This is a genomic window from Pseudarthrobacter sp. NPDC080039, assembly GCF_040702335.1.
Taxonomy (GTDB): domain Bacteria; phylum Actinomycetota; class Actinomycetes; order Actinomycetales; family Micrococcaceae; genus Arthrobacter; species Arthrobacter enclensis_A.
Genome location: NZ_JBFBKY010000006.1, coordinates 32,958 through 59,139 on the forward strand (window position 1 = coordinate 32,958; position 26,182 = coordinate 59,139).

Sequence of the window (26,182 nt, forward strand, 5' to 3'; positions counted from 1 at the left end):
TTAAGGTGCCTGAACGCACGGGGCACCGTGGATGCATGGCCGACCTTCCCCCGCTTTTGTTGTCCCGCGACCGTCTGCTGCATGGGCTCAGTGCCAACGACCTCGCCAAGCGGGTACGGGCCGGCGCGCTGGTGCGGGTCCGGCACGGTGTTTACCTTGACGGACCCACGTGGCGGGAGCTGAAGCCGTGGGAGCAGTACCGCATCGGCGTCCAGGCGGCTGCGGAAACGTTCGAAAAACCGGTTGTCTTCGCCCGGCATTCCTCAGCGAGCGTTTGGGGAATCCCCACCATTGGAAACCACCCCGTGCGGGCCCTGACATTGAAGAACGACGGCGGCCGCTCGCGTGCCGGGGTCAGCCGCCACTTTGCGGCGCGGGCCGGTTTGAGCGTGGTCACTTTGGACGGCCTCCTTGTCACCGACCGTCTCCGGACCGTCCTGGACCTGGCGGCCTTCAGCCCGTTCACCGAGGCGGTGGTGCCGCTGGATCATGTGCTGCGGCCCGACCCGTACCGGCAGCTGCCCGCGCTCGCCAAGGCTGAACTGGAAGCCGGGATCAGTGCCCAGTATTCGGCTGCTGCTGCGCGGCGGATCCGGACGGCGATTGCCTTTGCCGATCCCGCCTCGGGCTCGCCCGGGGAGTCCTGGAGCAGGGCCCTGATCCACGTGGCGGGGTTTGAAGCCCCGGTCCTTCAGCAACCCTTTACCGATTCCAGGGGGCTGGTGGGCTACACAGACTTCTATTGGAAGGAGTCCAGGGTGGTGGGCGAATTCGACGGCGAGGAGAAGTACGTGAAGCCCGAGTTCCGTGGCGGTCGGTCGGCTTCGCAGGTGGTTGTGGAGGAGAAGAAGCGCGAGAACCGGATCCGTGCCATGGGGATCAACGTGGTGCGGTGGGACTGGGCTGAACTCGCGGCGCCCGGGACCCTGGAACGGAAGCTGGCCGCGGCATGGCTGTCCCGGCGTCGTACGCGTTCTGCCGTCCTCGACGCGCAAAGCCGCCTGTGACGCGCAGGCTCCCTGGCGCGGCCCAAATGCGGGCAGCGAAATGTAAGGTGCGCGTCGAAAATGAGTATGCGCAGCGCGAGTCAGCTGGTTTCGATAGCTGGCGCGGTTCCCGGAAGGGCGACCGGCCAGGAATCCGGCGTTTAGGGCCAGCCCTTTTCGAGCAGCGGCGTGACCGTGACTTCGTTCAGGACCATCTCCCGCGGCGACTGCGCTATCCAGGCAATCAGGTCCGCCACGTGGCCCGGTGGCAGCGACTCGTTGGCCGGTGCCGCGGCTGCGGTTTCCTGGTCCCGGTCATCAGGAGTCCATGCTCCCCACTGCGTGTCCATTGCGCCCGGGTAGAGCAGGCAGGCCCGGATGCCATGGTCCTTGCCCTCGGCTGCCAGCGACTGGGTCAGTCCGGTCAGCGCGAACTTCGAGGCGCAGTACGCTCCGGCGTTGGCCCAGCCGCGGCGCCCGGCCACCGACCCGATATTGATGATGGTTCCCCCGCCGGCCCGCCGCATACCTGGAAACACCGCCTTGGCCAGGAGGAAAACCGCCCGGAGGTTGACGTTCATCACCCTGTCCCATCCGGCGGCGTCGATGTCCTCAACGGAACCCGGAACATCGGTTCCGGCGGCGTTCACCAGGATGGTGACAGGTCCAAGATTCTCCTGGACCCTCTCCACCGCCTGGGCCACCTCTGCCGCATCAGCCAGGTCAAGTGGCACGGCCACTGCACGAACACCATCACCTGAACCATTGATCTCGGAGACGGTGGCCTGCAGGTCATCGGCCGACCGGGCAATAACCGCGACGTCGGCACCTGCCCCGGCCAGCGCCAGTGCCGCTGCCTTGCCAAGTCCGCTGCTGCCTCCGGTAACCAGTGCCACCTGCCCGCGTAAGGGCTTGTTGTTTGCCATGCCATCTCCCCGAGTTCACACGCCGCCGGAAGGGCGGACTGTTGTGGCTCCATGGTAAGCAGGGCACCCGACCGTTGGCCCGGCGTCGTACGCGTTCTGCCGTCCTCGACGCGCAAAGCCGCCTGTGACGCGCAGGCTCACTTGCGCGGCCCAAATGCGGGCAGCGAAATGTAAGGTGCGCCGCGAAGATGAGTATGCGCAGCGCCAGTCAGCCCTCCCGGGCGGGCACCTCGGCGGCCGGCTGTCCGGTTTCACGCTGCGTGGCCGCCCAACTGGCCAGCATCTTCAGCGCATCCTCGGACGGCGTACCCGGCTCGGCGGTGTAGATGTTGATCCGCAGGCCGGGGTCCGCCGCGAGCTCCATCGCCTCGTAGGTCAGGTCCAGGTCACCCACCACCGGATGGTGCAGCCGTTTCCGGCCGGTGCGGTGGTACTTCACGTCGTGCCGGGCCCAGCGGACGCGGAACTCCTCGCTGCGGGTGGAGAGCTCGCCCACCAGGTCGGACAGGTCCTTGTCGAACGGGTTCCTGCCGGCGGTGGAGCGCAGGACCGCCACGATGTCATCCGCGCTGCGCTCCCAGTCCCGGAAGAACTCCCGCGCCTTGGGATTCAGGAACGTGAACCGTGCACTGTTCGGGGGCGTGACCGGCTCGGCCATCATGTCCAGGTACAGCGCCCGGCCCAGCTCATTGGCGGCCAGTACATCGCCGCGGTCGTTGCGGACCCAGGCCGGCGCCGTCGTAATCGCGTCGATGACGCGCTGCACACTGGGGCGGACCGTCAAGGGGCTCCGCTTCCGGCGCACGCGCGGCGCAGCCGTGGCCGCGCGTGCCAGGTCGAAAAGGTGGGCCGTCTCGGCGTCGTCCAACTGCAGGGCCCGGGCCAGCGCCTCAAGGACGCTGTCCGACGCACCGGACAGGTTCCCCCGCTCCAGCCGGATGTAGTAGTCGATGCTCAGGCCCGCGAGCATGGCCACTTCCTCGCGCCGGAGCCCCGCCACCCTCCGGTTGCCGCCGTAGACAGGCAGCCCGGCCTCCTCGGGCGTGAGGCGGGCGCGGCGGGAGGTGAGGAACTTCCGTACGTCGTCACTGTTGGTCATGCCTCCACGCTACGCCGCCGCCACCCAGCGGAGGAGGCACTGGCAGTACCCGGCAAGCGCGGGTACTGCCAGTGCCTCCGGGGCCGGCGTCGGCGCAGCGCCTATTCGTAGCGGAGGGAGTCGATCGGGTTTTGGCGGGCAGCCCGCCACGCCGGAAGCGTTCCGGCGATGAACGCGATGGCCATCACCAGGACGATGACCACCGCCACCGGTCCCGGGGCGAAGCTCAGGATCTGCAGGCCGGCCAGATCGCTCAGGGGGCCGCGGGCCAGGGCGTGGCTGACCACCGTGCCCAAGGCTATGGCGGCGCCGGACCCAATCAGGCTGCCGAGCAGGCCGATGAATGCTGCCTCGGTGCTGAACAGGGCAAAGACCGATCCGCTGCCCATGCCCATGGCCTTCATCAAACCGATTTCGCGGGTGCGTTCCTGCACGGACATCAGCAGGGTGTTCACGATCCCGAACCCTGCGGCCACCAGGGCGATGACCGCGAACGCGTCGAGGACGCCGATGATGCCGTTGATGACGGTCTTCACGGTCCCGATCCGGTCATCAAGTGTTTGCGCCGTGTAGCCTCCCGCAGAGAGCTGGCTCTTCATCCCGGATATCTGCGATTCCGATGAGGGGGCGAAGGTGGCAGTGGCCGCCGTGTACACCGGGGCCGAGGTGGCGGGGGTCCCGGTGGCCTGGGCCTGGGTGAGGGCGGTGGAGAGCGCCTTGTTGATGAACGCCCCGCCCGAGCTGAGGAGCGCGCTTTGTTCAATGCCGTTGATCCTGGCCGTCACGGTCCGCATGGTGCCCGTGGCGTCGGGGATGCCGATGGTAACGTCCTGGCCCACCGCCTGGGCGCTGTCGCTGAACCCCAAGGGAGCCACGTAGCTTGAGGGGAGGATGATCTGCGGCGCCGGGGACCCGTCGTCGAGGTTCTGGCCCGCGTCCAGCTGCGGCTGGGCGCCCGCGAGCACACTCACGGACAGCTGGTACTTGTCCTGGTTGTTCCACTGGATGTAGGCCGTGTTCAACCGGGTGACCGGGGATACCCCGGTGATTCCGGGGACGGCCCCGATTTTGTCCAGGTCGGCCTGGGTGAGGGCCACCTGGGTGGAGCCGGGCCGGCCGCCGCCGGCGAGCACCCTGGTGTTGGGGTCGTACTTCTGCGGGCCGGAGCCCAGACCGGAGCCGGTGTCGGCCCTGGTCACCGTGAAGGCGTTGCTTGCCCCGACGGCTGCCACCTGGCTGTCAATGTAGTTGGAGATTCCCGTGCCCAGCCCGTTGGTGATGGTGAGGGTGAAGGCTCCGACGAAGATGGCCAGCACCGTCAGGGTGGTGCGCAGCTTGCTGCGGAAGCTGTTGGTGATGGCGGTTTTCAGGGTTTCCAGCGGTTTCATGCCGCGTGCTCCTCGTCCGTGGTGATGAGCTGCCCGTCCCGGATGTAGACGCGGCGGTTGAAGCGGGCGGCCAGGTCATGGTCGTGCGTGACCGTGATCAGGGTGATTCCATGGTTTTGGTTGAGGTCGAAAAGGATGTCCTCCACGATGCGGCCCGTGGCGGAGTCAAGGTTCCCGGTTGGTTCGTCGGCGAATAGAACGCGCGGGTTGTTGGCAAGGGCCCGGGCGATGACCACGCGCTGCTTCTGCCCGCCGGAGAGGTTCCCGGCTTTGTTGCGTGCCTTGTCCGCCAGTTCCAGCTGTTCCAGGACGGCCATGCCGCGGGCCCGGCGTTCCCGGGCGCCCATGCCGGCGATCTTCAGCGGAAGCACCACATTGTCCAGCACGGTGGTGGAGTGGTTGAGGAAGAACTGCTGGAAGACGAAACCGAACATCTGGTTGCGCAGGGCGTTGAGCCTGCGCCCGCTCAGGCTCCGGGCATCGGTCCCCTCCACGTGGACGGAGCCGCCGCCCGGGGTGTCCAGGAGCGCCAGCAGGTGCATGAGGGTTGACTTGCCAGACCCGCTTTTACCCACGATAGCCACGGAGTCACCGCGGTCAATCTCCAGGGAAACACCCCGGAGGGCGTCAAAGCGGTCGGGGCCGCGGCCGTAGGTTTTTGTCAGGTCGCGGGTGGACAGGATCGGCACAGGCATTTGGAGTTCCCATCAGGAATTACGGAAGCGGGACGTGCAGGACGGTGAGGGAGTGTCAAAATCCGGGCGGGAGCAGCCCGGCAGAGATGCGTGCCGCAGCTTCAAGGATCTCGTCGTCATCGGCGTCGATGTCCCTGGCGGCCATGCCAAGCATGTTGATGGTGAGCAGCGCGAAACGGACCCGCAGGCGGTCCTCCACGCTGGCCCCGGGCGGGGTGATGATGGAAAACAGCTCGGACACGGCCGCCGCCATTCCGCCACGTTGCCCGGGTTCCGACTTGATGTCCCTGAGCAGACGGTAGTTCGAGCCCAGGAAGCGGAACATGCGCAGGCCCTGGGCCTGGACGATCCCGGTCCACCGGGCAATGACGGTATGCCGCAGCTCCGGTCCGGGTTCCTGGGTACGCGCCCATTCCAGCAGGTCGGTGATCTGCGAGCGCATTGCCTCCATCAGGGCGCGGAGTATGTCTTCCTTGCTTTTGAAGTGGTAGTACAGGGCCGCTTTGGTGAAGCCGAGTTCCTCGGCGATCTGGCGCATCGACGTCGATTCGTAGCCCTGTTCGGCGAACAGGCGCAGGGCAACGGCCTGGATGTTTTCGCGCGTCCCGCCCTCAGCGGGCGCGGGGGCATCGCTGGTGGATCCCATGTGTTTGCTGTCCTTTCGGTCCGGCCCGCCACCGAGCTGCTCTTGCTAACTAACCGGCCGGTAAGTACCATACTAACCGCGCGGTAAGTGAACCCCAAACCAAAAATCGCTAGGACCAAATTCGCATGACAGACCAGGACGCCGGGCAGGCCAGACTCTCACCCCGGCAAATCATCACGGCAATGAGCGGACTGGTCATCGCCATGCTGCTGGCCCAGTTGGACAACATGATCGTGGCACCGGCGCTGCCCACCATCGTGGGTGAACTGGGTGGAATGGACCACCTCGCCTGGGTCACCACGGGGTATGTCCTGGCATCGACGGTGGCTACTCCCATCTGGGGCAAGCTTGGCGATATCTTCGGGCACCGCCGCACGTTCATGGCCTCGATCGTGGTCTTCCTGGCCGGTTCCGCCCTCTGCGGAGTAAGCCAGGACATGACCGGGCTCATCGGGTTCCGGGCCTTCCAGGGCCTGGGTGCCGGCGGCCTGATGGTGGGCATCATGGCGGCGATCGGGCTGATGGTGCCGCCGCGGGAACGCGGCAAGTACCAGGGCATCATGATGGCCGTCATGCCCCTGGCCATGATTGGCGGCCCACTGCTGGGCGGTTTCATCACCGACAACGCCTCCTGGCGCTGGGCGTTCTACGTCAACCTTCCCCTGGGCCTCCTTTCCCTGGTGGTCTGCTGGTTCACCCTCAAGCTGCCCCGCCGGGAGCGGACCGCCAAAGTCCGCATCGACTGGTGGGGATCCGCCGTCCTGACAGCCTGGATCACGGCCCTGGTGCTGATGCTCAGCTGGGGCGGAAGCCAGTACCAGTGGAACTCCCCCGAAATCATCGGCCTTGGTGCCGTGGCCGCCGTCGGCCTGGCGCTCTTCCTCTTTATCGAACGGCGCGCGGCAGAGCCCGTCATTCCGTTGCGCCTGTTCAGCAGCCGGAACTTCTCGCTCGCCAACGCGCTGGGCTTCATCGTGGGCTTCGCGATGTTCGGCGGCATCACGTTCCTGCCCCAGTTCCAGCAGTACGTCCAGGGCCAGTCGGCCACCAGCAGCGGACTGCTCCTGATGCCAATGATGATTGCGGCCATGGTGGTGTCGCTGGGCGGCGGCCTGGTGGTCAGCCGGACCGGCCACTACAGGGCACTGCCCATCATCGGGTCGGCGCTGATGGCCACGGGCCTGTTCCTGTTCTCCACCATGGGCCTTGCCACTCCGGCGTGGCAGTCCGGCGTCTACATGGCCGTCCTTGGGGCAGGGATGGGCTGCATGATGCAAACCACCAACCTCATCGCGCAAAACAGTGTCCACATCCGTGACATCGGTGCCGCCACCGGCACCACCACCTTCGCCCGCAACATGGGCGGTTCCCTGGGGATCTCGGTCCTTGGCTCCATCTACGCGGGCCGGCTTTCCGACGCCATGGGCGGCGGCGGCCTGCACCAGAGCGGGCAGATCACCCCGGCGGCGCTCCAGTCCCTCCCGCAGGCGGTCCGGGACCTGTTCAAGACGGCTGTGACCGATGGAATCCAGTCCGTCTTCTTCTGGGCGTCCCTGGTGGCGGCGGCAGGCTTTGTCCTGGCCCTGTTCATCCGGCACGTCCCGCTGCGCGGGCATGCACCCTCTCCTGCCACGGCGGCCGAACAGACGGCTGAAGAACTTGCTGTCTGACGGTAAGGTGGCCGGGTGATCGCTGCCGTAGCCGGAGCGGCCGCACTGGCCGCGTTGCCTGCTGTCCGGGACCCCGCATGGTCTGTCGGGCCGCACTTTGTCGGGCTCAAAATTGGGCTCGTCCTCCTGGCCATCGTGCTGGTCCTGCGTGTCCGCAGGCGGATCCTGGTGCGGCTCCGGGGCCTGGGGTGGCGCCGGACGGCGATCGCCAGCGGCGCTGCGGCAGTGCTGTTCTACGCCGTCTGGATCTTCTATCTGAGCGGCACCATGCCGTCCGTGACGGTCGCCTACAACTGGAGCACGGCGTGGCTCGCCCTGGACGGATTCGAAGCCATCGCCGCATTGCTGACGGCGGTGTTCCTCTTCAGGGGCAGCACTTATGCGGCGCTTACCGCGGCCGCGTTCTCAACGAGCCTGTGCATCGATGCGCTCTTCGACGTGACAACCGCCGCCCAGGGCCCGCCGCTGGTAACCGCCATCCTGGAAGCTGCCCTGGTTGAGCTGCCCTTCGCCGCCATTTCCGGGATGCTGGCCATCAAGCTCCTCACTGCGGGCAGGACACAGCAGGGTGCGCCGTCCACAGAAAGCCGCAGCGCCTGAACCACCGCCGGCCTCGAAGGAGGCACTGGCAAGCCCTCCCATAAACCCCCGTGCCCGCATAGCGTGAAGGCATGGTTATGGAACTCAAACTCAACAACGGCGTCACCATGCCCGCGCTCGGCCTGGGCGTTTTCCAGAGTCCGCCGGAAGAGACGACGGCGGCCGTCCAGACAGCGCTCGAGGTGGGCTACCGGCACATTGACACCGCCGCCGCGTACGGCAACGAGCGCGAGGTGGGCGAAGGGATCCGCCGCTCCGCCCTGGACCGGTCCGACGTCTTCATCGAAACGAAGGTCTGGGTCAGCGACTACGGCTACGACGAGGCCCTGCACGCGTGGGACAAGGCCGTGGGCAAGCTAGGCGTAGAGCAACTGGACCTGCTCATCCTGCACCAGCCCGCCCCGGACCGGTTCGACAAGACGATTGCGGCATACAAGGCCCTGGAGACCCTGCTCAAGGACGGACGGGTGCGGGCCATCGGCGTCAGCAACTTCATGCCGCACCACCTGCAGCAGCTGCTGGCGGAAACCAGCGTTGTCCCGGCCGTCAACCAGATCGAACTGCACCCCTATTTCCAGCAGGCGGCCGTCCAAACGATTGATGAAGACCACGGCATCCTCACCCAGGCGTGGTCGCCGATCGGGGGCATCACCTTCTACCCGGGCTGGGGCGAGAACCGGAAGAACGTCATGCGCGACCCGGCGATTGCCGCCGTCGCGCAGGCCCACGGCAAGACCCCCGCCCAGGTGATGCTGCGCTGGCACCTGCAGCAGGGCCGCTCCGCCATCCCCAAGTCCACCAACCCGGCACGGATAGCCGAGAACTTCGACGTCTTCGACTTCGAACTCACCGCCGCCGAGCTCACGGCCATCGACGCCTTGGACAGCGGCGTCCGCAGCGGCCCGGACCCGGATGTGGCCCGGCCCGAGCGGTTCGCCATGGTCATCCCGGAAGCCTAAGGAGAAACAATGGAATACCGCCCGCTTGGCCGCACCGGCGTCAAAGTCAGCCCCCTCTGCCTCGGCGCCATGATGTTCGGCCCCTGGGGCAACGACGACCGAGCCGACGCCACCCGCATCATCCACTGCGCCCTGGACGCCGGCATCAACTTCATCGACACAGCGGACGTCTACTCCGGCGGAGTCTCGGAGGAAATCGTGGGCGACGCGCTCGCCGGGAGGCGCGACGACGTCTTCCTGGCCACCAAGTTCTTCATGCCCATGGACGAGGAGGACCCCAACCAGCGCGGCGGTTCCCGCCGCTGGATCATCCGCGAGGTGGAGAACTCGCTGCGCCGGCTGAACACGGACTACATCGACCTCTACCAGGTGCACCGGCCCAGCCCTGACACCGACGTGGAGGAAACGCTCGGCGCGCTCACCGACCTGGTCCGCCAGGGCAAGGTGCGCTACATCGGATCCTCGTCCTACTCCGGCTCGCAGATCGTGGAGGCGCAGTGGGCGTCCCGCGAACGCAATCTGGAACGGTTCGTCACCGAGCAGCCGCCGTACTCCATCCTGACCCGCGGCATTGAGGAGGACGTGCTGCCCACGGTCCAGCGGCACGGGATGGGGACGCTGACCTACAGCCCGCTGGCCGGCGGCTGGCTCTCCGGGCGGTGGCGGAAGGACTCCGCGTCCCGGCCCACCTCGAGCGCGCGGCCCGGCGCCCGGTTCGATATGAGCCAGCCGGCGAACCAGCGGAAGCTGGACATCGTGGAGGAGCTGGCGCAGGTGGCCGAATGGGCCGGGGTCACGCTCATCGAAATGGCCATCGCGTTCGTGATCAACCACCCCGGCGTCACCTCGGCCATCGTGGGCCCGCGCACCATGGAGCAGCTGGAGTCCTACCTCCCGGCTGCCGACACCGTCCTGGCCCCCGAGGTCCTGGACCGCATCGACCAGTTGGTGGCTCCCGGCGTCACCGTCAACCCGGACGACAACAGCTACGGCGCCCACGAACTCACGGAACACGCACGACGGCGGCAGCGGGCTTAGGCGCCCGCTGTCGCCTTGCTACCCACTCCCCTATGAAAGGAAAACCCATGGCAACGTGGCTCATCACAGGCTGCTCCACCGGACTTGGCCGCGCACTCGCTGAAGCCGTGCTCGCGTCCGGGCACAACGCCGTCGTCACCGCCCGGAAGGTGGAGACCGTCCAGGACATTACCGCCGGTTTCCCGGACACAGCCCTGGCGCTCCCCCTGGACGTCACGGACAAGGCGCAGATCAGCGCGGCCGTGAAGCAGGCGGAAGAGAAGTTCGGCAGCATCGACGTGCTGGTGAACAACGCCGGCTACGGCTACCGGGCTGCCGTGGAGGAAGCGGACGACGCCGACATCCGCCGCCTCTTCGACACCAACTTCTTCGGCGCGGTGGACATGATCAAGGCCGTGCTGCCCGGCATGCGCGCCGTCAAGGCAGGATCCATCCTGAACATCTCGTCCATCGGCGCCCGGATCACCCCGGCCGGTTCCGGCTACTACGCGGCCACCAAGGCGGCGCTGGAGGGCATGTCCGGTTCGCTGCGCAACGAGCTGAAGCCGCTGGGCATCAACGTCACCGCCATCGAACCGGGCGGCTTCCGCACCGACTTCGCCGGCCGCTCGCTTACGCAGTCAACCACCGCCATCGGGGACTACGCGGACACCGCCGGCAAGCGCCGCAAGGAACACGACACCGCGCACGGCAACCAGCCCGGGGACCCGGACAAGGCAGCCAGGGCGATCATCGCCGTCGTCGAATCCCCCAACCCGCCGGCCCTGCTGGTCCTGGGGACCGATGCGTTCGGTGCCTTCGGCAAGGTGGCGGACGCGCAGCGCGCCGAACTGGAGCAGTGGCAGGAGCTCAGCACGGGCACCGACATCACCGACTGACACCGTCCGGCGACGCGCAAGTGCATTTTCGCGGCGCACATTCCATATCGCAGCCCAAATTTGCGCAGCGGTATGGAGGATGCGCGTCGGGAGTGAATATGCGCGTCGCCAGCCGGGTCCCGGGGGACCTCGGACTCAAGGAACCAAAATTGCGTAGCCAATACCCATGACATGGCGGCCGCCTGGTGCGAGAGTGGATTCCTAACGTTCCATCACGTCGCTGGAGGAACCAGCATGGCAGCAAAACGGCGCCGCTCGGGAGGCAAGGGCGGCGGCACTATGGGGTGTGCCCCCTTCCTCGTCCTCATCGTCATCGCCCTCATCATCCAATACTGGTGGGTCCTGCTTATTGCCTTGGGCGCGGTTGCCATGACCGTGGCGCTCGTCCGCTCCGCGAAAGCCCCGGCACGTCCGGCCAGAGTTCCCCCGCCACGGCCGCAACCCGCTGTGGCCCCGCCCCGCCCCGCCCTCGGCGGTGACGACCTGACGGCCCACGTGCGCGCGGCCAAACGGGCGGGCCGGGTACGTGACATGCAGGAGTGGGACTACGAGTGGATCCGGCTGAGCCACCCCGGAAAGAGCCTGCACGAAGTCAACAGCATCGCGAACAGCCATTTCGCCCGGGGCCGCTCCATCGGTATCAACTCCGGGGACCCGTCGCTGGGCTGAATTCCCGGTTGCCGGCCAGCCGTGGTGGCCGCGCAGCCACGGCTTAGCGACGCGCCAATGCATTTCCGGGGCGCACATTCCACAGCGAAGCCGACATTTGCGCAGCGCAGCGGAGGATGCGCGTCGAAAATGATTAGGCGCATCGCAAGCCGACCACGCCAGTCCCGCCGTGCCCCGCTACGGGTTCGCAGCCCCGCCGGTGCGGCCGTGCTCGAGTCCGGTGGGGAACCCGATGCTCACGGAAACCGGCGCCGGGGCGGAGCAGCAGGCCTCTACGGCAGCGTCACCGGCGTCCCCGGGAATGCTCGTGGAGCACACCCCTGTTTCCGGCAGTTCGAGTTCGACGGCGTCCGCGGCTTCGGTGTCGCCGGCCAGGGCGGCGGCGATGGAGCGGACCTGCTCGTACCCGGTGGCCATGAGGAACGTGGGCGCGCGGCCGTAGGACTTCATGCCCGCCAGGTAGAAGTCCTTCTCCGGCTGCTCGAGGATCCGTGCGCCGTGGGCCGGGACGGTGCCGCAGCTGTGGAAGTCCGGATCGATCAGCGGGCCCAACGCCTTGGGGGCGTCCACTGCGGGGTCCAGGTCCAGCCGCAGCTCCGACAGCATGGCCAGGTCCGGCCGGAATCCGGTGGCGGGAATGAGGCGGTCCACCGATACGGACCGGCCGTCCGCGGCGTGCACGGTGACGGAGTCGCCATGGGTTTCGAGGGAAGCAGTGTGGAAGTTGGTCAGGAGCTGGACTGCCCCGGTGTCGACGGCGGTGCGGAGCCGGGCTCCGAGCTGGCCGCGGGCGGGCAGCTGGTCGGCGTCGCCCCCGCCATAGGCCCGGGCGGGGGTGGCGGCGCGGATTGCCCACAGGACCTCGGTGCCGGGGTTGGCGCGGGCCACCCGGGCCAGGTCAAGGACCATGTTGGCGGCCGAGTGTCCGGAACCGATGACCAGGGTGCGGCGGCCGGCGAAGCCACCGGCGGAAACGTCCGGCAGCGGACCGGTGACCAGCCCGGCAGCCCGGGCCTCAGACTCCCCCGGAACCGCCAGACCGGATGATCCCAGCGGCGCCGGCGTGCTCCACGTTCCGGAGGTATCGATGACGGCGCGGGCCAGCACCTCGGTGACCTCGCCGCCGTCGTGCCCTATGCGCAGGAGGAACGGCATCTGGTCGCGGCCCTGGCTGCGGCCCTTGTCCATGCCCTGCCGGGTGACGGCGAGAACCCGTGACCCGGTCCTGATCCGGTCCTTGAGTTCGGGGGTGGCGGCCAGCGGTTCCAGGTACTCGGAGACGATCTGGGAGCCGTATGGCAGTGCGGTGGGCCGGGGCGCTTCCCAGCCGTTGCGCTCCAGCAGCCGCACCGAGGCGGGGTCCAGGTTGTATTTCCAGGTGGAGAACACGCGGACGTGCCCCCATTGCCGGATGGCAGCCCCAACGGCCGGGCCGGCCTCGAGGACCAGCGGTTCGAGCCCGCGTTCCAGCAGGTGCGCGGCCGCGGCGAGGCCCACGGGTCCGGCGCCGATCACGGCAACCGGCAGGGACTCCTTCGATGTCATGGTGTCCGCCTCTCAGCTCACAACGGGGACAAGGGAGGCGATGAGGGCTTCGACGCGGGCCTTGATCTGGTCGCGGATGGGCCGGACCGACTCCACACCCTTGCCGGCCGGGTCTTCCAGGACCCAGTCCTCGTAGCGTTTGCCCGGGAAGTATGGGCATTCGTCGCCGCAGCCCATGGTGATCACCACGTCCGAGTCCTTGACGGCCTCGGTGGTGAGGATCTTGGGGATCTCCGCGGACATGTCGATGCCCACCTCGGCCATGGCCTCGACGGCGGCGGGGTTGACCTTGTCCGCCGGCTGCGAGCCCGCGGAGCGGACCTCGATGGCGCCCTTCGAAAGGCTGGTGAGGAACGCGGCGGCCATCTGGGAGCGGCCGGCATTGTGGACGCAGACGAACAGGACGGAGGGCTTCTGGCTCATGAGAGCACCTTTCGGTCAGACGGGACGACGGCGGGAGTTGCGAGGGTTGGGTAAAGGAACCGGACCAGGAGGTACCCGGCGGCGCCGCCAAGCAGCTGCGCCAGGATGAAGGCAGGGGCCGACGGCGGTGCGATGCCGGCAAAGGTGTCCGTGACGGTCCGGGCGATAGTCACCGCGGGGTTGGCGAAACTCGTGGAGCTGGTGAACCAGTATGCGGCCGTGATGTAGCCGCCCACCGCGAACGCCACCCGATCAGCGTGGCCCGAGCGGACGGTGCCGAAGATGACCACCAGCAGCCCCACGGTGGCGATGACCTCAGCCAACCAGAGCGCGGGACCACTGCGTTGGTGGGTGGAGAACGTGACGGCGTCCAGCCCGAACATCAGGTTCGCCGCGACGGTACCGGCCAACCCGCCCAGGACCTGTGCGGCGATGAGGCCTGCAGCCGTCGCGGTGTCGATCATCCCCAGCGCCCTTTCCACCAGGGTCACCACGGGATTGAATGACGCAGAGACTGGCTGCAGGGCCACAATCAGCGCCACCAGCGCGGCACCCGTGGCGAGGCTGTTCTGCAGAAGCTGCAGCCCGGCGTCGTCCGGTGACAGCCGTGAGGCCATGACGCCGGAGCCCACCACGGCCATGACCAGGAACGCGGTGCCGGTGAATTCGGCGGCGGCGCGGCGGCCCGGCACTCTCACTGGGCCTGCCCGCCGATCAGTGCGGCCAGGTTCTGCAGCGCCCCGGTCCGGGCGCGGTAGTAGACCCAGACGCCGCGCTTCTCCCGGTCCAGCAGCCCGGCCTCGTGGAGGATCTTCAGATGGTGGCTGATGGTGGGCTGGGACAGCTCGAAGGCATCGTTAAGGTCGCAGACGCAGGCTTCACCGCCCTCATGCGAGGCCACCATGGACATCAGCCGCAGCCGGACCGGATCGGCCAGGGCCTTGAGCAGCGGGGCAATGCCTTCCGCTTCCGATTCGGACAGGGGTTCCCGGGCCAGCGGCGGGCAGCACGCCACAGCTTCAACCGGGGTCAGCTCCAAAGACATAGACACACGTAAATATTTACACCTATCTATGTCTTTGGCAATCCACAGATATTCCGCAGTCAACCCCGTTTCTTGCAGCCGCCCATGGGAGGACAAATAGGATGGCCCCTACAGCTATTGGCCGGCAGATGAAGGGCACCCCATGATCGAGATCCTGACCCCCGCTGAAGTGGACCTCGCGCGGGAAACCGGTGCCCTGGTGGCCGACATCCTGCAGGCGATGAAGAGCCGCGCCACCGTGGGGACCAACCTCCTGGACATCGACCAGTGGACCAAGGAGATGATCACCGAGGCGGGGGCTGAATCCTGCTACGTGGACTACGCGCCGTCGTTCGGCCGCGGCCCTTTCGGCCACTACATCTGCACGGGCGTCAACGATGCCGTGCTGCACGGACTGCCCCACAACTACGAACTGGCCGACGGCGACCTGCTGACCCTGGACCTCGCCGTCGTCAGGAACGGGGTTGCCGCGGACGCAGCCATCAGCTTCCTCGTGGGGGAATCACGGCCGGCGGAGAGCTTGGCGATGATCGAAACCACCGAACGGGCCCTCGCCGCAGGGATCGCCGCCGCCGGTCCGAATGCCAAGATCGGGGACATCTCCTACGCCATTGGCCGCGTCCTCACCGATGCGGGCTACCCCGTCAACACGCAGTTCGGCGGCCACGGCATCGGCTCCACCATGCACCAGGACCCGCACGTGCCCAACATGGGACGCCCCGGGCGGGGTTTCAAGCTCCGCCCCGGCCTGCTGCTGGCGTTGGAGCCCTGGATCATGAAGGACACGGCAGAACTGGTGACCGACGACGACGGCTGGACGCTGAGGAGCGCCACGGGCTGCAGGACGGCGCACACGGAGCACACCATCGCCATTACGGAGAACGGCGCCGAGATCCTGACCCTGCCCTCGCGGTAACGCCCGGCGCTCACAGATCGGTGAGTCCGATCCCCTGGCCGTCAAGGGTCGTAAGGAGGAGCCCATGATCCCGCTTATGCTGATCCTGCTCGCAGCGGTCCTTTCGGGGCTTGCGGTGGCAGCCGTCGCGAAGTTCGTCCACTGGCCAACTGCCCCGCTGGCCGTGGCCGCCTCCGGCACATTCGTTGCAGTACTGGTATGGCGGCTGTTGGCGAACTTATGGGCATTGAACGAAGACTTCATGCCGTTGGTCAGCATCGGCGACACCGGGTGCCTGGTTGCCGGCGGCCTGGCGCCGGCCCTGTCAGCGTCCGCCGCCCGACCGTTGCCGCGAAAAGTCCTGGTGACCGTTGCAGGCGCCGTCGTGGCCTTTGCCGTGAACGTCGTGGTCCTATGACGGGCAGGAAATCAATCGTGCCGGGTTCCTGCACCCGCCGCGGCCGGGCCGGTCTCGCGATACCGGCCGCCTTGGCCGCACTGGTACTGGCTGCTTGCTCCGGGCCCGGCCCCGCAGCCGTTTCCGCGCTATTCAGTCCCGCCACGGTGCCGCGGCACTCCGGGGCGTCCCTGACGGTGGGACAGGTCAGCCCTTCACGAGCTGGGAAGGTTTGATCGCGCTGACCATAGCGGGGTAGTAGCCCTCTGAATATCCGTCAGCGGTCGGGTGGAAGTTGAACTGCGTGTAGGGGCCGAGGTTGAACCAGGAGCCCGAGGAACCGATCTCGTGGCCATCGAATTTGGGGGCGACATCCACGAACTGCGCGCCGGCGCCCCGTGCCTTATCCGCGAGGACCGCGTTGAGCTGGTCCGTGCCCTGGTCGAAGACCGCTGCGGCCGCCGCGGACATGACACCGCCGCCGGCGATGACTGTGGTGGATTCCCCGGCCGTCGCAAACAGTCGGGGGTACCCGAGCCAGACGATCTTGGCATTTGCCGCGTACCCGCGGATTGTTTGGACCGTCCCGGCGACAGGAACGTTGTTCGCCAGGTCGATTCCATAGGCTGCGGCCGCCTGGCACCCGGTAGCCTGCGCCGACGTGTCTGCGGCGCATGCTGCGATGATCTGGCCGAAATTGACATCGTTTCCGCCGGCTGTGAGGGTCACCAGCCCTGTGGTGCTGTTGAGCACACCGTCAAGGGACGCCTTGGCCGCCTGCTGGGCGATGGTGGGAATACCCGAGGTTGTTGTTCCGACAGTCGCGCCTGCACACGCATAGTCACCGGTGAGGGCCACCGATTGGAGCTGGTCGAACAACGCCACGTCGGCAGGGCCGCCGCGCAGGCAGGCCGGGCTGCCGAACGCCGGATTGACGGCGGCGGTCGGCGCCAACGAGCCCCAGCCGCTTGAGTAGGAGTCCCCCAGATTGACGTATTGGACGGGGTCCTGTGCGGCGAAAGCCGGCGCGGACGCCCCTGGGAGGATAAGGGCTGCTGCGGCGGCGGAAGCGGCTGCACTGCGGCGCAGGGCTGCGGGGAACTGCATGATGTGCTCCGTACTGTCCTCGGGTAAACGTTTCCCATGACGCTAGGGCCTGGGCCGGACGCCCCAACAGGGTCCTTGGACTCTGACAAGGCAGGAGCTACTCAGTGCCCGCCACATGGCTGCGGCGCTCCAGGAGCAGCGTGTCCTGCCAGTGCCCGGCCTTTGGCCCGTGGCTGATCCGGGCAATCCGCTCCCTGGTTCCCACCACCCGGAACCCCAGTTTTTGATGCAGCGCCAGGCTCGCCGTGTTCTCCGGGAAGATGCTGGACTGGATGGTCCAGATCCCTGCCGCCTCCGTGGACCCGATGAGGGCGCCCAGCAGGATCCCGCCCACGCCGCGGCCATGCGTCTCCGGCGCCACATAGATGGAGTGTTCCACGACGCCCCGGTACACCTCGCGGTACGACACACGGGTCACCGCGGCCCATCCCAGAACCTGGCCACTATCCTCGGCAATGAGCCGGTGTTCAGCCAGCCGGCCGCCGTCGAACGCCTCCCACGTGGGCGGCTCGCTCTCGAAGGTTGCCTCCCCCGTGGCGATCCCGGCAGCGTAGATCGCGTGGACGGCTTCCCAGTCGTCGGGGCACATGGGGCGGATGGTCACGGGGCGGCGCATGGATCCCATTATGGTGCCGCAGCCGCGTTCCTCCCTCCCGGGGCGGCGCGGTGCGGGGGTGTAAATAATCCGTCAATTAATCGCCCCGCCCACCCCGATCAGGCCCGCGCGGCCCTTTGATTGAGGCAAAGGCAGCATGGGTGGAGGCGGGAGCGACGATGCGGTGGGATGAGGCGCCGGAGGACCGTGGCACGGTCAAGTTTGCCGCGGCAGCCGAGGCCGTGGAGGGCTACGGCGGCCGCGGACTGAACGGCCGTGCCCTGCAGTCGGCCACCGGCTACCTCTTCCCGGACCAGGACGGCGAGACGTGGTGGGTCATCTTCCAGCCCTGGCCGGCGGCCGGCCCGCAGGGGCACAAAGTTCCCGGCGACATCCTGGCCTGCAATGATTCCTACGGCGACATGGTGCATGTGGTGGTGCTGGCGGCGGGTGTCCGGGAGGACGACGCCGAGGCAGCCTTCCGCACGGACGCCCCGTTGACGCTCGCGGACGCCGCCCGGGTGGCCGCCGGCGTCCCGCACGTCGGGACGCCGGCGGAACCGCCGGTCAGCCGACGTGGACCCAGGGCCGCTGGGTGACGTTCGGGACGGCTTCGCGCAGGACTTCCCGGGTCACGGGCGCAATCTCGCCCTCGCCGAGGAACAAGAAGCGCAGGAGGTTGGTGATGGGGTTGCCTTCCGTCCAGCGGAAGTAGATGTGCGGCATCAGCCCGGTCACGTCCCGGATGTGCAGCAGCACGGAGGCGATGGTGTTCGGAACCACCGGTCCGTGCACTTCGAGGACGCGGTAGCCGTGGCGGTTAACTCCGTGGACGAACAGTTCGGTTTCGAAGTCGGAGGAATCGTCCACCACCACTTCGAGGAACAGGGCCTCCCCGGCCAGCGGCAGGTGGCTTACCTCGATGGCCGATTCGAGTTTGTCCCGGTACGCTTCCGCGGTCATCCGCAGCGGTTCGTGGGCGATGATCGCGATGGGCCCGTCCAGGGTGCTGGACATGAATTCCAGCGCCTGCTGGTCCAGGTGCACCCGGGTGGCATGCAGCTCAAAGGAACGCCGCACCCGTGACAGCAGCGAGATGACGATGATGCCCAGGATGAAGATCGCGGCGATCCTGATGCCTTCCGGGCGTTCAAAGATGTTGGCCACCGTGGTGTAGGCGAAGACCACGGAGATGGCGCCGAAGCCGAAGGTGAGGTTCCGTTGCCTGCGCCGGCGGGCTGACAGCGTCACGGCCACCGCGGCGGACGTCATCAGCACCAGCACGCCGGTGGCGTACGCACCGCCCTGGGCGTCGACGTCGGCGTTGAAGATGAAGGTGATAGCAAAGCCGATCAGGGTGAAGACCAGCACCAGGGGCCGGACAGCTTTGGCCCATCCGGGGGCCATGCCGTAGCGCGGCAGGTACCGGGGAACCAGGTTCAGCAGGCCGGCCATGGCCGACGCACCGGCAAACCAGAGGATGCCGATGGTGCTGATGTCGTACACGCTGCCGAAACCCACGCCCAGGTATTCGTGCGCCAGGTAGGCCAGGGCGCGGCCGTTGGCCTGGCCGCCGGGCTGGAATTCCTGCTCCGGGATCAGGACGACTGTAATGAAGCTGGTGGTCAGCAGGAACACGCTCATGATCACAGCCGCGGTGGTGAGCATCCGCCGGGCTCCGCGGATGCGGCCTGCCGGATTTTCTTCGGTATCGTCCTCGGCTCCCTTGACCTGCGGCATCACGGCGACGCCGGTCTCAAAGCCGGACAGGCCAAGGGCCAGCTTGGGGAACACCAGCAGCGCGATGGCCACCGCCATCACGGGGTTCCCGTGCGATACCCACAAGTTGGTCCACCAGTCCCCCATGGCTGCGGGGTGGGAGAGCACCTGCCCCAGGGTGGCAACCACCACCACGGCATTTAGGGCCAGGTACAGGACCACCAGGACCACGGCGACGCCGATCGCTTCCTTGAATCCCCGCAGGAACACGGCCGCCAGCAGCGCCAGCAGGAACAGCGTGACGGGGACGTTCTGGTCCTGGAGCCACCCCGGAGCGACGGGGTTGCCGAGCAGGTGCGCGCTGGCGTCGGCTGCCGAAAGCGTCATGGTGATCATGAAGTCGGTGGCGGCGAACCCGAGCAGGACCAGGACCAGGAGCTTGCCGCCCCAGCGGGGAAGGAGCCGTTCCAGCATGGCGATGGAGCCTTCACCACGGGGGCTTTCCCCTGCAACGCGCCGGTAGACCGGGAGTGCCCCGAGCAGGGTCACGCCCACCAGCACCAGGGTGGCCAGCGGCGAGATCACGCCTGCGGCGAGCGCGGCAATGGCGGGCTGGTAGCCCAACGTGGAGAAGTAGTCCACGCCCGTGAGGCACATGACCTGCCACCACGCGTGCTTCTTTTCATGGCTGGTGGGCACACCCCCGGGTCCGGGGTGCGCACCCTTGCTGTCCTGCAGCCCGAACAGCAGCCAGTCCTTCAAGGCCTTCTGGCCGCGCGCGTGCGGCGCCGATGGATCTGCCGGGGGCCTGCTTAACGTGGTCATGTCCGCCTTCCCGCGCTGCCCTCTGCAACGCGACCACTGCCGAAGCTAGCACCGGCGAAAAGGCCCGACCTGCGTAAAGGGCCTTTATTGACGAATCCTTTACGCGTGATTCACGACGGCGGCCGCCGCCCCAGGTGCCCCGCCCGCCGCCGAACCGATGTGCGCAAACCGCTACGGGAGGGGGCAGGCCTCGTCGACCAGCCGCCGGGCAAGGGCCAGGGCGCGCCGCCCGTACGTGCCGCCGTCGAGCACGGCCGCCGTGGCGTAGGCGCCGTTGAGGACAATCAGCAGCTCCTCGGCGAGCTGGTCCGGGGAGTCGGCCCGGGCGTCGGCCGCGAGCGAACGGAACCAGTCGCGCACCTGCTGCTTATGGCCCACCGCTGCCAGGTGGGCGGGATGCCGCCCGTCCGGGAACTCGGTATTGGTGTTCAGCATCGGGCAGCCGCGGTAGGTTTCCCCGGCGCAGTCCGTGGCGAGTACCTCGAAGACGGCCAGTATCTTCTCCCGCGGTCCGGGCTGGTCGCCGGCGGCCTGGAGCATCCGTTCAAACCATGCCTCGGCCCGGCCTTCCACGTAGGCAGTGGCGAGGGCGTCCTTGGTGGGGAACTGCCGGTAGACGGTGGCGTTGCCCACCCCGCACTCCTTGACCACGGCATCCATCCCCACGGCCCTAATGCCCTGCTGGTAGAACAGCCGGGTGGCCACGTCAAGAACATTGCGCCGGTTTTCCTCGCCCGTCCTGCGCACCACAAAAACCACACTCCTTTGCCTCATCCTGCATCCCCTCCAGTTTGACAGACGGAACGATCCGTCACAAAGTTATGAGAACGATCCGTCACAAACTGGACGGGACACGAAGACCACAAGGAGCATCCATGAACACCTCCGTCCTCGGAACCGGCATCGTCGGCCGGACGATCGCAGCGCGTCTCGCCGAACTCGGCCATTCCGTCACCATCGGCACCCGGGACCCCGAGGCCACCCTCGCCCGCACCGAGCCCGACGCCATGGGTACTCCCCCGTTCGCGGCCTGGGCCGCCGGGAACCCTGGTATCACCGTCGCCGGTTTCGCCGACGCGGCGGCAGGTGCTGAACTCATTGTCAATGCAACCAGCGGCGGCGCCTCCCTGGACGTCCTCTCGGCGGCCGGCGCCGGCAACCTGGACGGCAAGGTCATCCTGGACATCGCCAACCCGCTCGACTTCAGCAAGGGCATGCCGCCCACCCTGTTCGTCAAGGACACGGACTCGCTCGGCGAGCAGATCCAGCGCGCCTTCCCGGGGGCGCGGGTGGTGAAGGCACTGAACACGCTCAACGCGGACCTTATGGCACGGCCGGCGCAGCTCGCCGACCCCGGCACTGTCTTCGTTTCCGGCAACGACGCGGACGCCAAGAACACCGTCACAGGTCTCCTGAAGGACTTCGGACACCAGGACGTCATCGACCTCGGCGACATCACCACCGCCCGGGGCACCGAGATGCTCCTGCCGGTATGGCTGCGCCTTTGGGGCGCGCTGGGCACCCCTTCCTTCAACTTCAAGATCGTCCGCTGACCCCTGTCCAGCCGGGGACTACCGGATTTTGGCGGCTCACGGTTCGAAGCGGTAGCCCATCCCGGCTTCCGTGAGCAGGTGGCGCGGCCGTGCCGGATCAGCCTCCAGCTTGCGGCGCAGCTGTCCCATGTAGACGCGGAGGTAATGGGTCTCGTTGTCGTAGCCGGGACCCCAGATTTTGGCGAGCATCTGCTGCTGGGTGATCAGCCGCCCGGGGTTCTTCACCAACAGCTGGAGGATGGCCCACTCGCGAGGCGTGAGCCGGACCGGGGCGCCGTCGCGGGTCACCTTCCGGTTGGCCAGGTCCACCTCGAAGTCCCCCGCATCGACGGCGGGACCAGGGTCGGGCGCTTCAGGGGCGGCGCTCCGCCGCCCCGCCACGCGCAGCCTGGCCAGCAGTTCGTCCAGTCCGAACGGCTTGGTCACGTAGTCATCGGCCCCGGCATCCAGGGCACGGACCTTGTCCACGGAGCCGTGCCTTGCGGAGAGCACGATGATTGGCGTGCTGCTGGTCCGGCGGATCCTGGTGATCACATCCACCCCGTTGATGTCCGGCAGGCCCAGGTCAAGGACGATGACATCGGGATGCCCGCCCTCCGCGTGCTTCAGGGCGGTGGCCCCGTCCAGGGCCGTCAGCACCTGGTAGCCCTCGGCCTGCAGGTTGACCTGCAGGGCCCGCAGCAGCTGCGGCTCGTCGTCGACGATCAGAACAGTTCTCATACTTTTTTACTGCCTGCTTCCCGGCGAAAGCCTGATGCGTAGTGGCCGGTGGAAAGCGGCAGCCGGATGACCATGGTCAGGCCGCCGCCGGGGGTCGGCTCGGGTACCAGCTGGCCACCCATGGCCTCCGTGAAACCTTTCGCCACGGCCAGGCCAAGCCCGATGCCCAGCCCGTCCGGGGCATCGTCGAGCCGCTGGAACGGCTGGAACATTTCCACGACGGCGGCAGCGGGCACACCCGCGCCGTGATCGACGATCCGCAATTCGCCAAAGGGCGTGGCGCCGTCGTCCCCTGCGTTCGCCACGCCGGTAACCCCCACGATGACCACATCGGAACCCGGGGCATACTTGAGCGCATTTTCCACGATGTTGGCGATGACCCTCTCCAGCATTCCCAGGTCAGCCTCGACGGCCGGCAGGTTGGGGGCGAGCTCCACCCGGATGTGCTCCGTGGGAATGCCGCGCAGCGCGTCCTCGATGGCATCGCGCCACGTGACCGGTGCCAGGTGCGGCGAGGCGGAACCGCTGGAAACCCGGGACATGTCCAGGAGATTGGAGATGAGGGCCTCCAGGCGCTCCGAGTAGGACTCGATGGTGGCCAGCATCTCGGCCTGCACCTCCGCCGGCAGCCTCCGGTTTTGACGGCGGAGTGCGGTCACGGCGAGCTTGATCCCGGCCAGCGGGGTGCGCAGGTCATGGCTGACCGCGTTGAGGATCGCAGTGCGGACACTGTTGCCCTCCGCCATCTTCGTGGTGCTCTTCAGCCTGCGCTGCAGGGCGTCGTGCTGCCGCAGCAGCAGGAGGTGGGCGCCGTGGGCCGTAAGGAGGAGCCTGTCCCCGGACGTCAGTGTGCGGCCGGAAAGGACCAGGGCGGTGCGTGGATCGGCCAGTTCCACGTTGTCCGTCACCGCGGAGGCCCTATCCGGAGAAGGTGGCGCCGCGTCCCCGGAATAGGCCTGCAGTTCCCACCCCGCCTGCCTGTCGTCGGAGCGGGTGAAGAGGCCGGCGGCCCGGACCTGGAAGGTTTCGCGGGCCTTGTCCAGGAATCCCGCCACGGTATCGTCGGCCAGCAGGGCGTCCCTGGCCAGGTCCGCCAGGGTGGCGGCTTCGGCACGGGAACGGCTGGCGTCCTGCGCCCGCCGTTCCGACAGGCCCACCACCAGTGACACCGCAACCCCGGCGCCAAGGAATACCAACAGGGCAAAGACGTTCTGCGGGTCGCTGATGTCCAGCGTGCCCACAGGGTCCGTTTCAAAGTAGTTGAGCAGCAGCGAGGCCAGGACTGCGGCGAGCACGGCCGGCCACAGCCCGCCAATGAACGCCACCGCCAGTACACCGGTCAGGTGGACCAGCGCCTGGGTGGCGAGGTTCAGTTCCTGGCCCAGCGACAGCACCGCGGTTGCCAGGACGGGAAGGATTACAGCGAGGATGTAGCCTGCCACGGTGCGGGCACGGCCCAGCGCGGCGGGCGCTTTGCGGGGCAGCCCGCGCCCGGACTGCGGATGGGAAACCAGGTGCACGTCGATGTCCCCGGATTCCCGCACCACCTTGGACGCCACGCCCATCCCCAGGATGCGGCTCCACAGGCGCCCGGGTGACGCGCCGATGACGATCTGCGTTGCGTTGGTGCTCCGGGCGAACTCCAGCAGTGATTGCGCCGGGTCATCTCCGGAGACCGTGTGGCACGTGCCGCCGAGGTCAGTGATGAGCCGCCGCTGCGCATCCAGCCCCTGTTCGGAAGCCCCTCTCCGGGCCCGGGTGCCGCGCACATGTACGGCCAGGAGTTCACTGCCGTTCGCCTTGGACAGGATCCGGGCTGCCCGACGGATAAGCACCTCGTCTTCCGGGCTACCGGCAAGCCCCACCACCACCCGCTCACGCGTGGGCCAGGTGGCGGTGATTCCCCGGCTTTCCCGGTAGGCAGCCAGGCCTTCATCCACCCGGTCAGCGAGCCAGATCAGGGCGATCTCGCGCAGCGCGAAGAGATTGCCCAGCCGGTATTCATTGGCCAGGGCGGCGTCAACCTTGTGTTCCGGAAAGACCTTGCCTTCGGCGACCCGTTGGCGCAGGAGTGCCGGGGAGATGTCCACGAGTTCAATGTGGTCGGCCCGCCGGACAATCTCATCCGGCACCGTCGCCTGCGCGGCTTCGTCGGTGATCGCGGCGACGGCATCCCTGAGCGACGCCAACTGCTGCACGCAAAGGGTGGACAGCACGTCGATACCGGCGGCCAGCAACTCCTCGATGTCCTGCCAGCGCTGGCTGTTCCTGCTGCCCGGGCTGTTGGCGTGGGCGTAGTCATCCACCACGGCCACGTCCGGCCGCCGGTCCAGCAGGGCCCCGGCATCCAGCTCATCGGCCTGCGCTCCGGCGGCGGTCTGCACGCGGCGCGGCGCCACGGCGTGGAGCCCTTCAAGGAGCTGTTGCGTTTCGGGGCGCCCACGAGTGGCGGCAATACCGACGGCGACATTCCTGCCGCCGGCCTGCAGCCGGCAGGCTTCCCGCAGCGCGGCGTACGTGGTTCCGGCCCCGGGCGCCGCGCCCAGGAAGATCCGAAGCGTTCCACGTCCCATACCCACAGTCTTATCCCCTCCTGTCACGGGAACAAACCCACGCGGGGACAGGCCGGATCATGGCGGCATTCCGCACAGCCGGGCGCAGGACTACGATGGCTCCACCGCAGCCCGAACCACGTGGCCCAAGGCGAACAGCCAGCCGACATCGAAAGGAAACCGGCACCATGGCGGACACTCCCAACCCGATCCAGATCCAGAAATTCCTGGGCGGCATCGACTACCCGGCCAAGCGCGAGGACCTGCTGTCGCGCGCCAAGGACTCCGGCGCCGACCAGAATGTGGTGGACGCCCTCGAGGCCCTTCCCGACCGGGAGTATGACAGCCCGACGGCAGTCAGCTCGGCGATTTCGGACAGCAACTCCTAGCCCGGCGTCCTGCGGGGCCGGCGCCCGCTCGGCCGCTAAGCTGGCGGCATGCCCGCCCTTGCCGCACTGCTGCCCACCCTGGCGGCCGTTGCCATCCTGGCGGCACTCACGGTGGGCGTCCTGTGGGGCGCGCGGACGCCGTCGTACCTCTCCCCCGCCCTGGCCATCCTCCGCGGCGCGGCGCAGCTCGCGGTCATCAGCCTGGTGCTGGGCGGGGTCATCTCCAATCCGCTGTGGGTGGGGGCGGCGCTGGCGGTGATGTTCAGCGTGGCGTCCGTGACCGCGGCGCGCAGGCTCACGTGGTCCTGGCGGCGGTTCGCCGTGGTGGGCGGAACCATGGCCGCCGGCATCCTGGTTACGGTGGCCATTGTGTTTGGAACAGGGGCCATTGAGTTCTCGCCGCGCTATGCGCTGGCGGTGGGCGGGATCGTGATTGGCAACTCCATGACCATCGCCACCCTGGCCGGCCGGCGGTTTGTCGAGGCCATTATTGAGCAGTGGGACCAGGTGGAGGGCTGGCTGGCCCTGGGCGCAACACCGCGGCAGGCCACCCTGCTGCAGGCCCGGCAGGCGGTGCACTCGGCCCTGATCCCGTCCACGGACCAGACCAAGACCACCGGCCTGGTCACGCTTCCGGGAGCGTTTGTGGGTGCGATCTTCGGCGGTGCCTCACCCCTGGAAGCCGGGCGGTTCCAGGTGGTGGTGCTGGCGTCCATCATGGCCGCGGGATCCATCACCGCCGTCGCCCTGATCCGGTCCCTGGGCAACGTGAAGGTGCGGCCGGAACCGCTGTGAGCCCTTGGGAGGGGGTCGCCGCTCTCCCCCCCGCAGGCGCTGGCGCTGCGCACATTCATCCTCGCGGC

At 67.8% G+C, this 26,182-nt stretch carries 28 protein-coding genes; 13 read left to right on the forward strand and 15 right to left on the reverse strand.

What is annotated here, in order from left to right; translation table 11 throughout:
* Positions 1-35: 35 nt before the first annotated feature.
* Positions 36-1,007: a type IV toxin-antitoxin system AbiEi family antitoxin domain-containing protein gene (locus AB0313_RS08970; protein ID WP_366304995.1), complete on the forward strand. Its 972-nt coding sequence runs from the start codon at positions 36-38 to the stop codon at positions 1,005-1,007.
* Between the two features lie 140 nt (positions 1,008-1,147).
* On the opposite strand, the gene AB0313_RS08975 is transcribed toward AB0313_RS08970, so the two are convergent.
* The 5 genes from AB0313_RS08975 to AB0313_RS08995 form a co-directional block, all read right to left on the reverse strand.
* On the reverse strand, positions 1,148-1,912 hold the full coding sequence (locus AB0313_RS08975) for an SDR family NAD(P)-dependent oxidoreductase (RefSeq protein ID WP_307310545.1): 765 nt from the start codon (positions 1,910-1,912) through the stop codon (positions 1,148-1,150).
* Between the two features lie 208 nt (positions 1,913-2,120).
* Positions 2,121-3,011, reverse strand: a complete 891-nt coding sequence (locus tag AB0313_RS08980; RefSeq protein WP_366304997.1) for a helix-turn-helix transcriptional regulator — start codon at positions 3,009-3,011, stop codon at positions 2,121-2,123.
* Between the two features lie 101 nt (positions 3,012-3,112).
* Entirely contained in the window at positions 3,113-4,399 is a 1,287-nt protein-coding gene (locus tag AB0313_RS08985; protein WP_366304999.1) for an FtsX-like permease family protein, read from the reverse strand.
* Positions 4,396-5,094 carry an ABC transporter ATP-binding protein gene (locus AB0313_RS08990; protein WP_366305001.1) on the reverse strand — a complete coding sequence of 233 codons (699 nt, stop codon included), beginning with the start codon at positions 5,092-5,094 and terminating at the stop codon, positions 4,396-4,398. The genes AB0313_RS08985 and AB0313_RS08990 overlap by 4 nt, the downstream gene beginning before the upstream one ends.
* Positions 5,095-5,149: 55 nt before the next feature.
* Complete coding sequence (locus tag AB0313_RS08995; RefSeq protein ID WP_366305003.1) at positions 5,150-5,740, reverse strand: helix-turn-helix domain-containing protein; 591 nt, start codon at positions 5,738-5,740, stop codon at positions 5,150-5,152.
* A 125-nt stretch (positions 5,741-5,865) separates the two neighbouring features.
* On the opposite strand from AB0313_RS08995, the gene AB0313_RS09000 reads away from it, so the two are divergent.
* From AB0313_RS09000 to AB0313_RS09025, 6 genes are all read left to right on the forward strand, one after another.
* On the forward strand, positions 5,866-7,410 hold the full coding sequence (locus AB0313_RS09000; RefSeq protein WP_366305005.1) for an MDR family MFS transporter: 1,545 nt from the start codon (positions 5,866-5,868) through the stop codon (positions 7,408-7,410).
* Between the two features lie 15 nt (positions 7,411-7,425).
* Positions 7,426-8,010 carry a hypothetical protein gene (locus AB0313_RS09005; protein ID WP_366305007.1) on the forward strand — a complete coding sequence of 195 codons (585 nt, stop codon included), beginning with the start codon at positions 7,426-7,428 and terminating at the stop codon, positions 8,008-8,010.
* 77 nt (positions 8,011-8,087) lie between these two features.
* Positions 8,088-8,969 carry an aldo/keto reductase gene (locus tag AB0313_RS09010; RefSeq protein ID WP_366305009.1) on the forward strand — a complete coding sequence of 294 codons (882 nt, stop codon included), beginning with the start codon at positions 8,088-8,090 and terminating at the stop codon, positions 8,967-8,969.
* Between the two features lie 9 nt (positions 8,970-8,978).
* A complete protein-coding gene (locus tag AB0313_RS09015) occupies positions 8,979-10,007 on the forward strand; it encodes an aldo/keto reductase (RefSeq protein WP_366305011.1) in 1,029 nt (342 codons plus the stop codon).
* A 47-nt stretch (positions 10,008-10,054) separates the two neighbouring features.
* Entirely contained in the window at positions 10,055-10,885 is an 831-nt protein-coding gene (locus AB0313_RS09020; protein WP_366305013.1) for an oxidoreductase, read from the forward strand.
* Between the two features lie 234 nt (positions 10,886-11,119).
* Positions 11,120-11,554 (forward strand): hypothetical protein, encoded by a 435-nt coding sequence (locus AB0313_RS09025; protein ID WP_366305015.1) that lies wholly within the window; start codon positions 11,120-11,122, stop codon positions 11,552-11,554.
* Positions 11,555-11,731: 177 nt separating this feature from the next.
* Here AB0313_RS09025 and AB0313_RS09030 read toward each other — a convergent pair whose 3' ends face one another.
* The 4 genes from AB0313_RS09030 to AB0313_RS09045 are packed head-to-tail and all read right to left on the reverse strand — an operon-like array spanning position 11,732 to position 14,567.
* Positions 11,732-13,099 carry an FAD-dependent oxidoreductase gene (locus AB0313_RS09030; RefSeq protein ID WP_366305017.1) on the reverse strand — a complete coding sequence of 456 codons (1,368 nt, stop codon included), beginning with the start codon at positions 13,097-13,099 and terminating at the stop codon, positions 11,732-11,734.
* Between the two features lie 12 nt (positions 13,100-13,111).
* Positions 13,112-13,522 (reverse strand): arsenate reductase ArsC, encoded by a 411-nt coding sequence (locus tag AB0313_RS09035; RefSeq protein WP_141940353.1) that lies wholly within the window; start codon positions 13,520-13,522, stop codon positions 13,112-13,114.
* Positions 13,519-14,220 carry an aquaporin gene (locus AB0313_RS09040; protein ID WP_366305019.1) on the reverse strand — a complete coding sequence of 234 codons (702 nt, stop codon included), beginning with the start codon at positions 14,218-14,220 and terminating at the stop codon, positions 13,519-13,521. Before AB0313_RS09040 ends, AB0313_RS09035 begins: the two co-directional genes overlap by 4 nt.
* A complete protein-coding gene (locus tag AB0313_RS09045) occupies positions 14,217-14,567 on the reverse strand; it encodes a metalloregulator ArsR/SmtB family transcription factor (RefSeq protein WP_141940351.1) in 351 nt (116 codons plus the stop codon). The genes AB0313_RS09040 and AB0313_RS09045 overlap by 4 nt, the downstream gene beginning before the upstream one ends.
* A 142-nt stretch (positions 14,568-14,709) precedes the next feature.
* Between AB0313_RS09045 and map the strand changes: the two genes are divergently transcribed.
* On the forward strand, positions 14,710-15,483 hold the full coding sequence (gene map, locus AB0313_RS09050; protein ID WP_366305022.1) for a type I methionyl aminopeptidase: 774 nt from the start codon (positions 14,710-14,712) through the stop codon (positions 15,481-15,483).
* 64 nt (positions 15,484-15,547) lie between these two features.
* A complete protein-coding gene (locus AB0313_RS09055; RefSeq protein WP_366305024.1) occupies positions 15,548-15,880 on the forward strand; it encodes a hypothetical protein in 333 nt (110 codons plus the stop codon).
* Between the two features lie 186 nt (positions 15,881-16,066).
* Here AB0313_RS09055 and AB0313_RS09060 read toward each other — a convergent pair whose 3' ends face one another.
* Positions 16,067-16,966, reverse strand: a complete 900-nt coding sequence (locus AB0313_RS09060; protein ID WP_366305026.1) for an SGNH/GDSL hydrolase family protein — start codon at positions 16,964-16,966, stop codon at positions 16,067-16,069.
* Between the two features lie 97 nt (positions 16,967-17,063).
* A complete protein-coding gene (locus tag AB0313_RS09065; RefSeq protein ID WP_366305028.1) occupies positions 17,064-17,582 on the reverse strand; it encodes an N-acetyltransferase family protein in 519 nt (172 codons plus the stop codon).
* Between the two features lie 140 nt (positions 17,583-17,722).
* Here AB0313_RS09065 and AB0313_RS09070 point away from each other — a divergent pair, with 140 nt between their 5' ends.
* A complete protein-coding gene (locus AB0313_RS09070; RefSeq protein WP_366305030.1) occupies positions 17,723-18,160 on the forward strand; it encodes a hypothetical protein in 438 nt (145 codons plus the stop codon).
* On the opposite strand, the gene AB0313_RS09075 is transcribed toward AB0313_RS09070, so the two are convergent.
* On the reverse strand, positions 18,129-20,105 hold the full coding sequence (locus AB0313_RS09075) for an amino acid transporter (RefSeq protein WP_366305032.1): 1,977 nt from the start codon (positions 20,103-20,105) through the stop codon (positions 18,129-18,131). The two genes, AB0313_RS09070 and AB0313_RS09075, sit on opposite strands and share 32 nt — an antisense overlap.
* A 171-nt stretch (positions 20,106-20,276) precedes the next feature.
* Positions 20,277-20,855, reverse strand: a complete 579-nt coding sequence (locus AB0313_RS09080; RefSeq protein ID WP_366305034.1) for a TetR/AcrR family transcriptional regulator — start codon at positions 20,853-20,855, stop codon at positions 20,277-20,279.
* Between the two features lie 125 nt (positions 20,856-20,980).
* On the opposite strand from AB0313_RS09080, the gene AB0313_RS09085 reads away from it, so the two are divergent.
* On the forward strand, positions 20,981-21,658 hold the full coding sequence (locus tag AB0313_RS09085) for an NAD(P)-binding domain-containing protein (protein WP_366305036.1): 678 nt from the start codon (positions 20,981-20,983) through the stop codon (positions 21,656-21,658).
* A 36-nt stretch (positions 21,659-21,694) separates the two neighbouring features.
* Here the strand turns inward: AB0313_RS09085 and AB0313_RS09090 are convergent, their stop codons facing one another.
* Together AB0313_RS09090 and AB0313_RS09095 are read right to left on the reverse strand one after the other, a co-directional pair.
* Positions 21,695-22,378, reverse strand: coding sequence for a response regulator (locus AB0313_RS09090; protein ID WP_141940341.1), 684 nt, complete (start codon positions 22,376-22,378; stop codon positions 21,695-21,697).
* Positions 22,375-24,951, reverse strand: a complete 2,577-nt coding sequence (locus AB0313_RS09095) for a DUF4118 domain-containing protein (protein ID WP_366305039.1) — start codon at positions 24,949-24,951, stop codon at positions 22,375-22,377. The genes AB0313_RS09090 and AB0313_RS09095 overlap by 4 nt, the downstream gene beginning before the upstream one ends.
* Positions 24,952-25,118: 167 nt before the next feature.
* Between AB0313_RS09095 and AB0313_RS09100 the strand changes: the two genes are divergently transcribed.
* Together AB0313_RS09100 and AB0313_RS09105 are read left to right on the forward strand one after the other, a co-directional pair.
* Positions 25,119-25,319, forward strand: a complete 201-nt coding sequence (locus AB0313_RS09100; protein WP_366305041.1) for a DUF2795 domain-containing protein — start codon at positions 25,119-25,121, stop codon at positions 25,317-25,319.
* Positions 25,320-25,367: 48 nt separating this feature from the next.
* The gene (locus AB0313_RS09105; RefSeq protein WP_366305043.1) at positions 25,368-26,114 is read left to right on the forward strand and encodes an ABC transporter permease; all 747 of its coding nucleotides are present in this window, start codon (positions 25,368-25,370) and stop codon (positions 26,112-26,114) included.
* Positions 26,115-26,182 lie beyond the last annotated feature (68 nt).

What these genes read in the sequence shown, in the direction of transcription:
- AB0313_RS08970 (WP_366304995.1), top strand. Translation starts at nt 36, where the DNA reads ATGGCCGACCTTCCCCCGCTTTTGTTGTCCCGCGACCGTCTGCTGCAT.
- AB0313_RS08975 (WP_307310545.1), bottom strand. Translation starts at nt 1,912, where the DNA reads ATGGCAAACAACAAGCCCTTACGCGGGCAGGTGGCACTGGTTACCGGA.
- AB0313_RS08980 (WP_366304997.1), bottom strand. Translation starts at nt 3,011, where the DNA reads ATGACCAACAGTGACGACGTACGGAAGTTCCTCACCTCCCGCCGCGCC.
- AB0313_RS08985 (WP_366304999.1), bottom strand. Translation starts at nt 4,399, where the DNA reads ATGAAACCGCTGGAAACCCTGAAAACCGCCATCACCAACAGCTTCCGC.
- AB0313_RS08990 (WP_366305001.1), bottom strand. Translation starts at nt 5,094, where the DNA reads ATGCCTGTGCCGATCCTGTCCACCCGCGACCTGACAAAAACCTACGGC.
- AB0313_RS08995 (WP_366305003.1), bottom strand. Translation starts at nt 5,740, where the DNA reads ATGGGATCCACCAGCGATGCCCCCGCGCCCGCTGAGGGCGGGACGCGC.
- AB0313_RS09000 (WP_366305005.1), top strand. Translation starts at nt 5,866, where the DNA reads ATGACAGACCAGGACGCCGGGCAGGCCAGACTCTCACCCCGGCAAATC.
- AB0313_RS09010 (WP_366305009.1), top strand. Translation starts at nt 8,088, where the DNA reads ATGGAACTCAAACTCAACAACGGCGTCACCATGCCCGCGCTCGGCCTG.
- AB0313_RS09015 (WP_366305011.1), top strand. Translation starts at nt 8,979, where the DNA reads ATGGAATACCGCCCGCTTGGCCGCACCGGCGTCAAAGTCAGCCCCCTC.
- AB0313_RS09020 (WP_366305013.1), top strand. Translation starts at nt 10,055, where the DNA reads ATGGCAACGTGGCTCATCACAGGCTGCTCCACCGGACTTGGCCGCGCA.
- AB0313_RS09025 (WP_366305015.1), top strand. Translation starts at nt 11,120, where the DNA reads ATGGCAGCAAAACGGCGCCGCTCGGGAGGCAAGGGCGGCGGCACTATG.
- AB0313_RS09030 (WP_366305017.1), bottom strand. Translation starts at nt 13,099, where the DNA reads ATGACATCGAAGGAGTCCCTGCCGGTTGCCGTGATCGGCGCCGGACCC.
- AB0313_RS09035 (WP_141940353.1), bottom strand. Translation starts at nt 13,522, where the DNA reads ATGAGCCAGAAGCCCTCCGTCCTGTTCGTCTGCGTCCACAATGCCGGC.
- AB0313_RS09045 (WP_141940351.1), bottom strand. Translation starts at nt 14,567, where the DNA reads ATGTCTTTGGAGCTGACCCCGGTTGAAGCTGTGGCGTGCTGCCCGCCG.
- map (WP_366305022.1), top strand. Translation starts at nt 14,710, where the DNA reads ATGATCGAGATCCTGACCCCCGCTGAAGTGGACCTCGCGCGGGAAACC.
- AB0313_RS09055 (WP_366305024.1), top strand. Translation starts at nt 15,548, where the DNA reads ATGATCCCGCTTATGCTGATCCTGCTCGCAGCGGTCCTTTCGGGGCTT.
- AB0313_RS09060 (WP_366305026.1), bottom strand. Translation starts at nt 16,966, where the DNA reads ATGCAGTTCCCCGCAGCCCTGCGCCGCAGTGCAGCCGCTTCCGCCGCC.
- AB0313_RS09065 (WP_366305028.1), bottom strand. Translation starts at nt 17,582, where the DNA reads ATGCGCCGCCCCGTGACCATCCGCCCCATGTGCCCCGACGACTGGGAA.
- AB0313_RS09075 (WP_366305032.1), bottom strand. Translation starts at nt 20,105, where the DNA reads ATGACCACGTTAAGCAGGCCCCCGGCAGATCCATCGGCGCCGCACGCG.
- AB0313_RS09085 (WP_366305036.1), top strand. Translation starts at nt 20,981, where the DNA reads ATGAACACCTCCGTCCTCGGAACCGGCATCGTCGGCCGGACGATCGCA.
- AB0313_RS09090 (WP_141940341.1), bottom strand. Translation starts at nt 22,378, where the DNA reads ATGAGAACTGTTCTGATCGTCGACGACGAGCCGCAGCTGCTGCGGGCC.
- AB0313_RS09095 (WP_366305039.1), bottom strand. Translation starts at nt 24,951, where the DNA reads ATGGGACGTGGAACGCTTCGGATCTTCCTGGGCGCGGCGCCCGGGGCC.
- AB0313_RS09100 (WP_366305041.1), top strand. Translation starts at nt 25,119, where the DNA reads ATGGCGGACACTCCCAACCCGATCCAGATCCAGAAATTCCTGGGCGGC.
- AB0313_RS09105 (WP_366305043.1), top strand. Translation starts at nt 25,368, where the DNA reads ATGCCCGCCCTTGCCGCACTGCTGCCCACCCTGGCGGCCGTTGCCATC.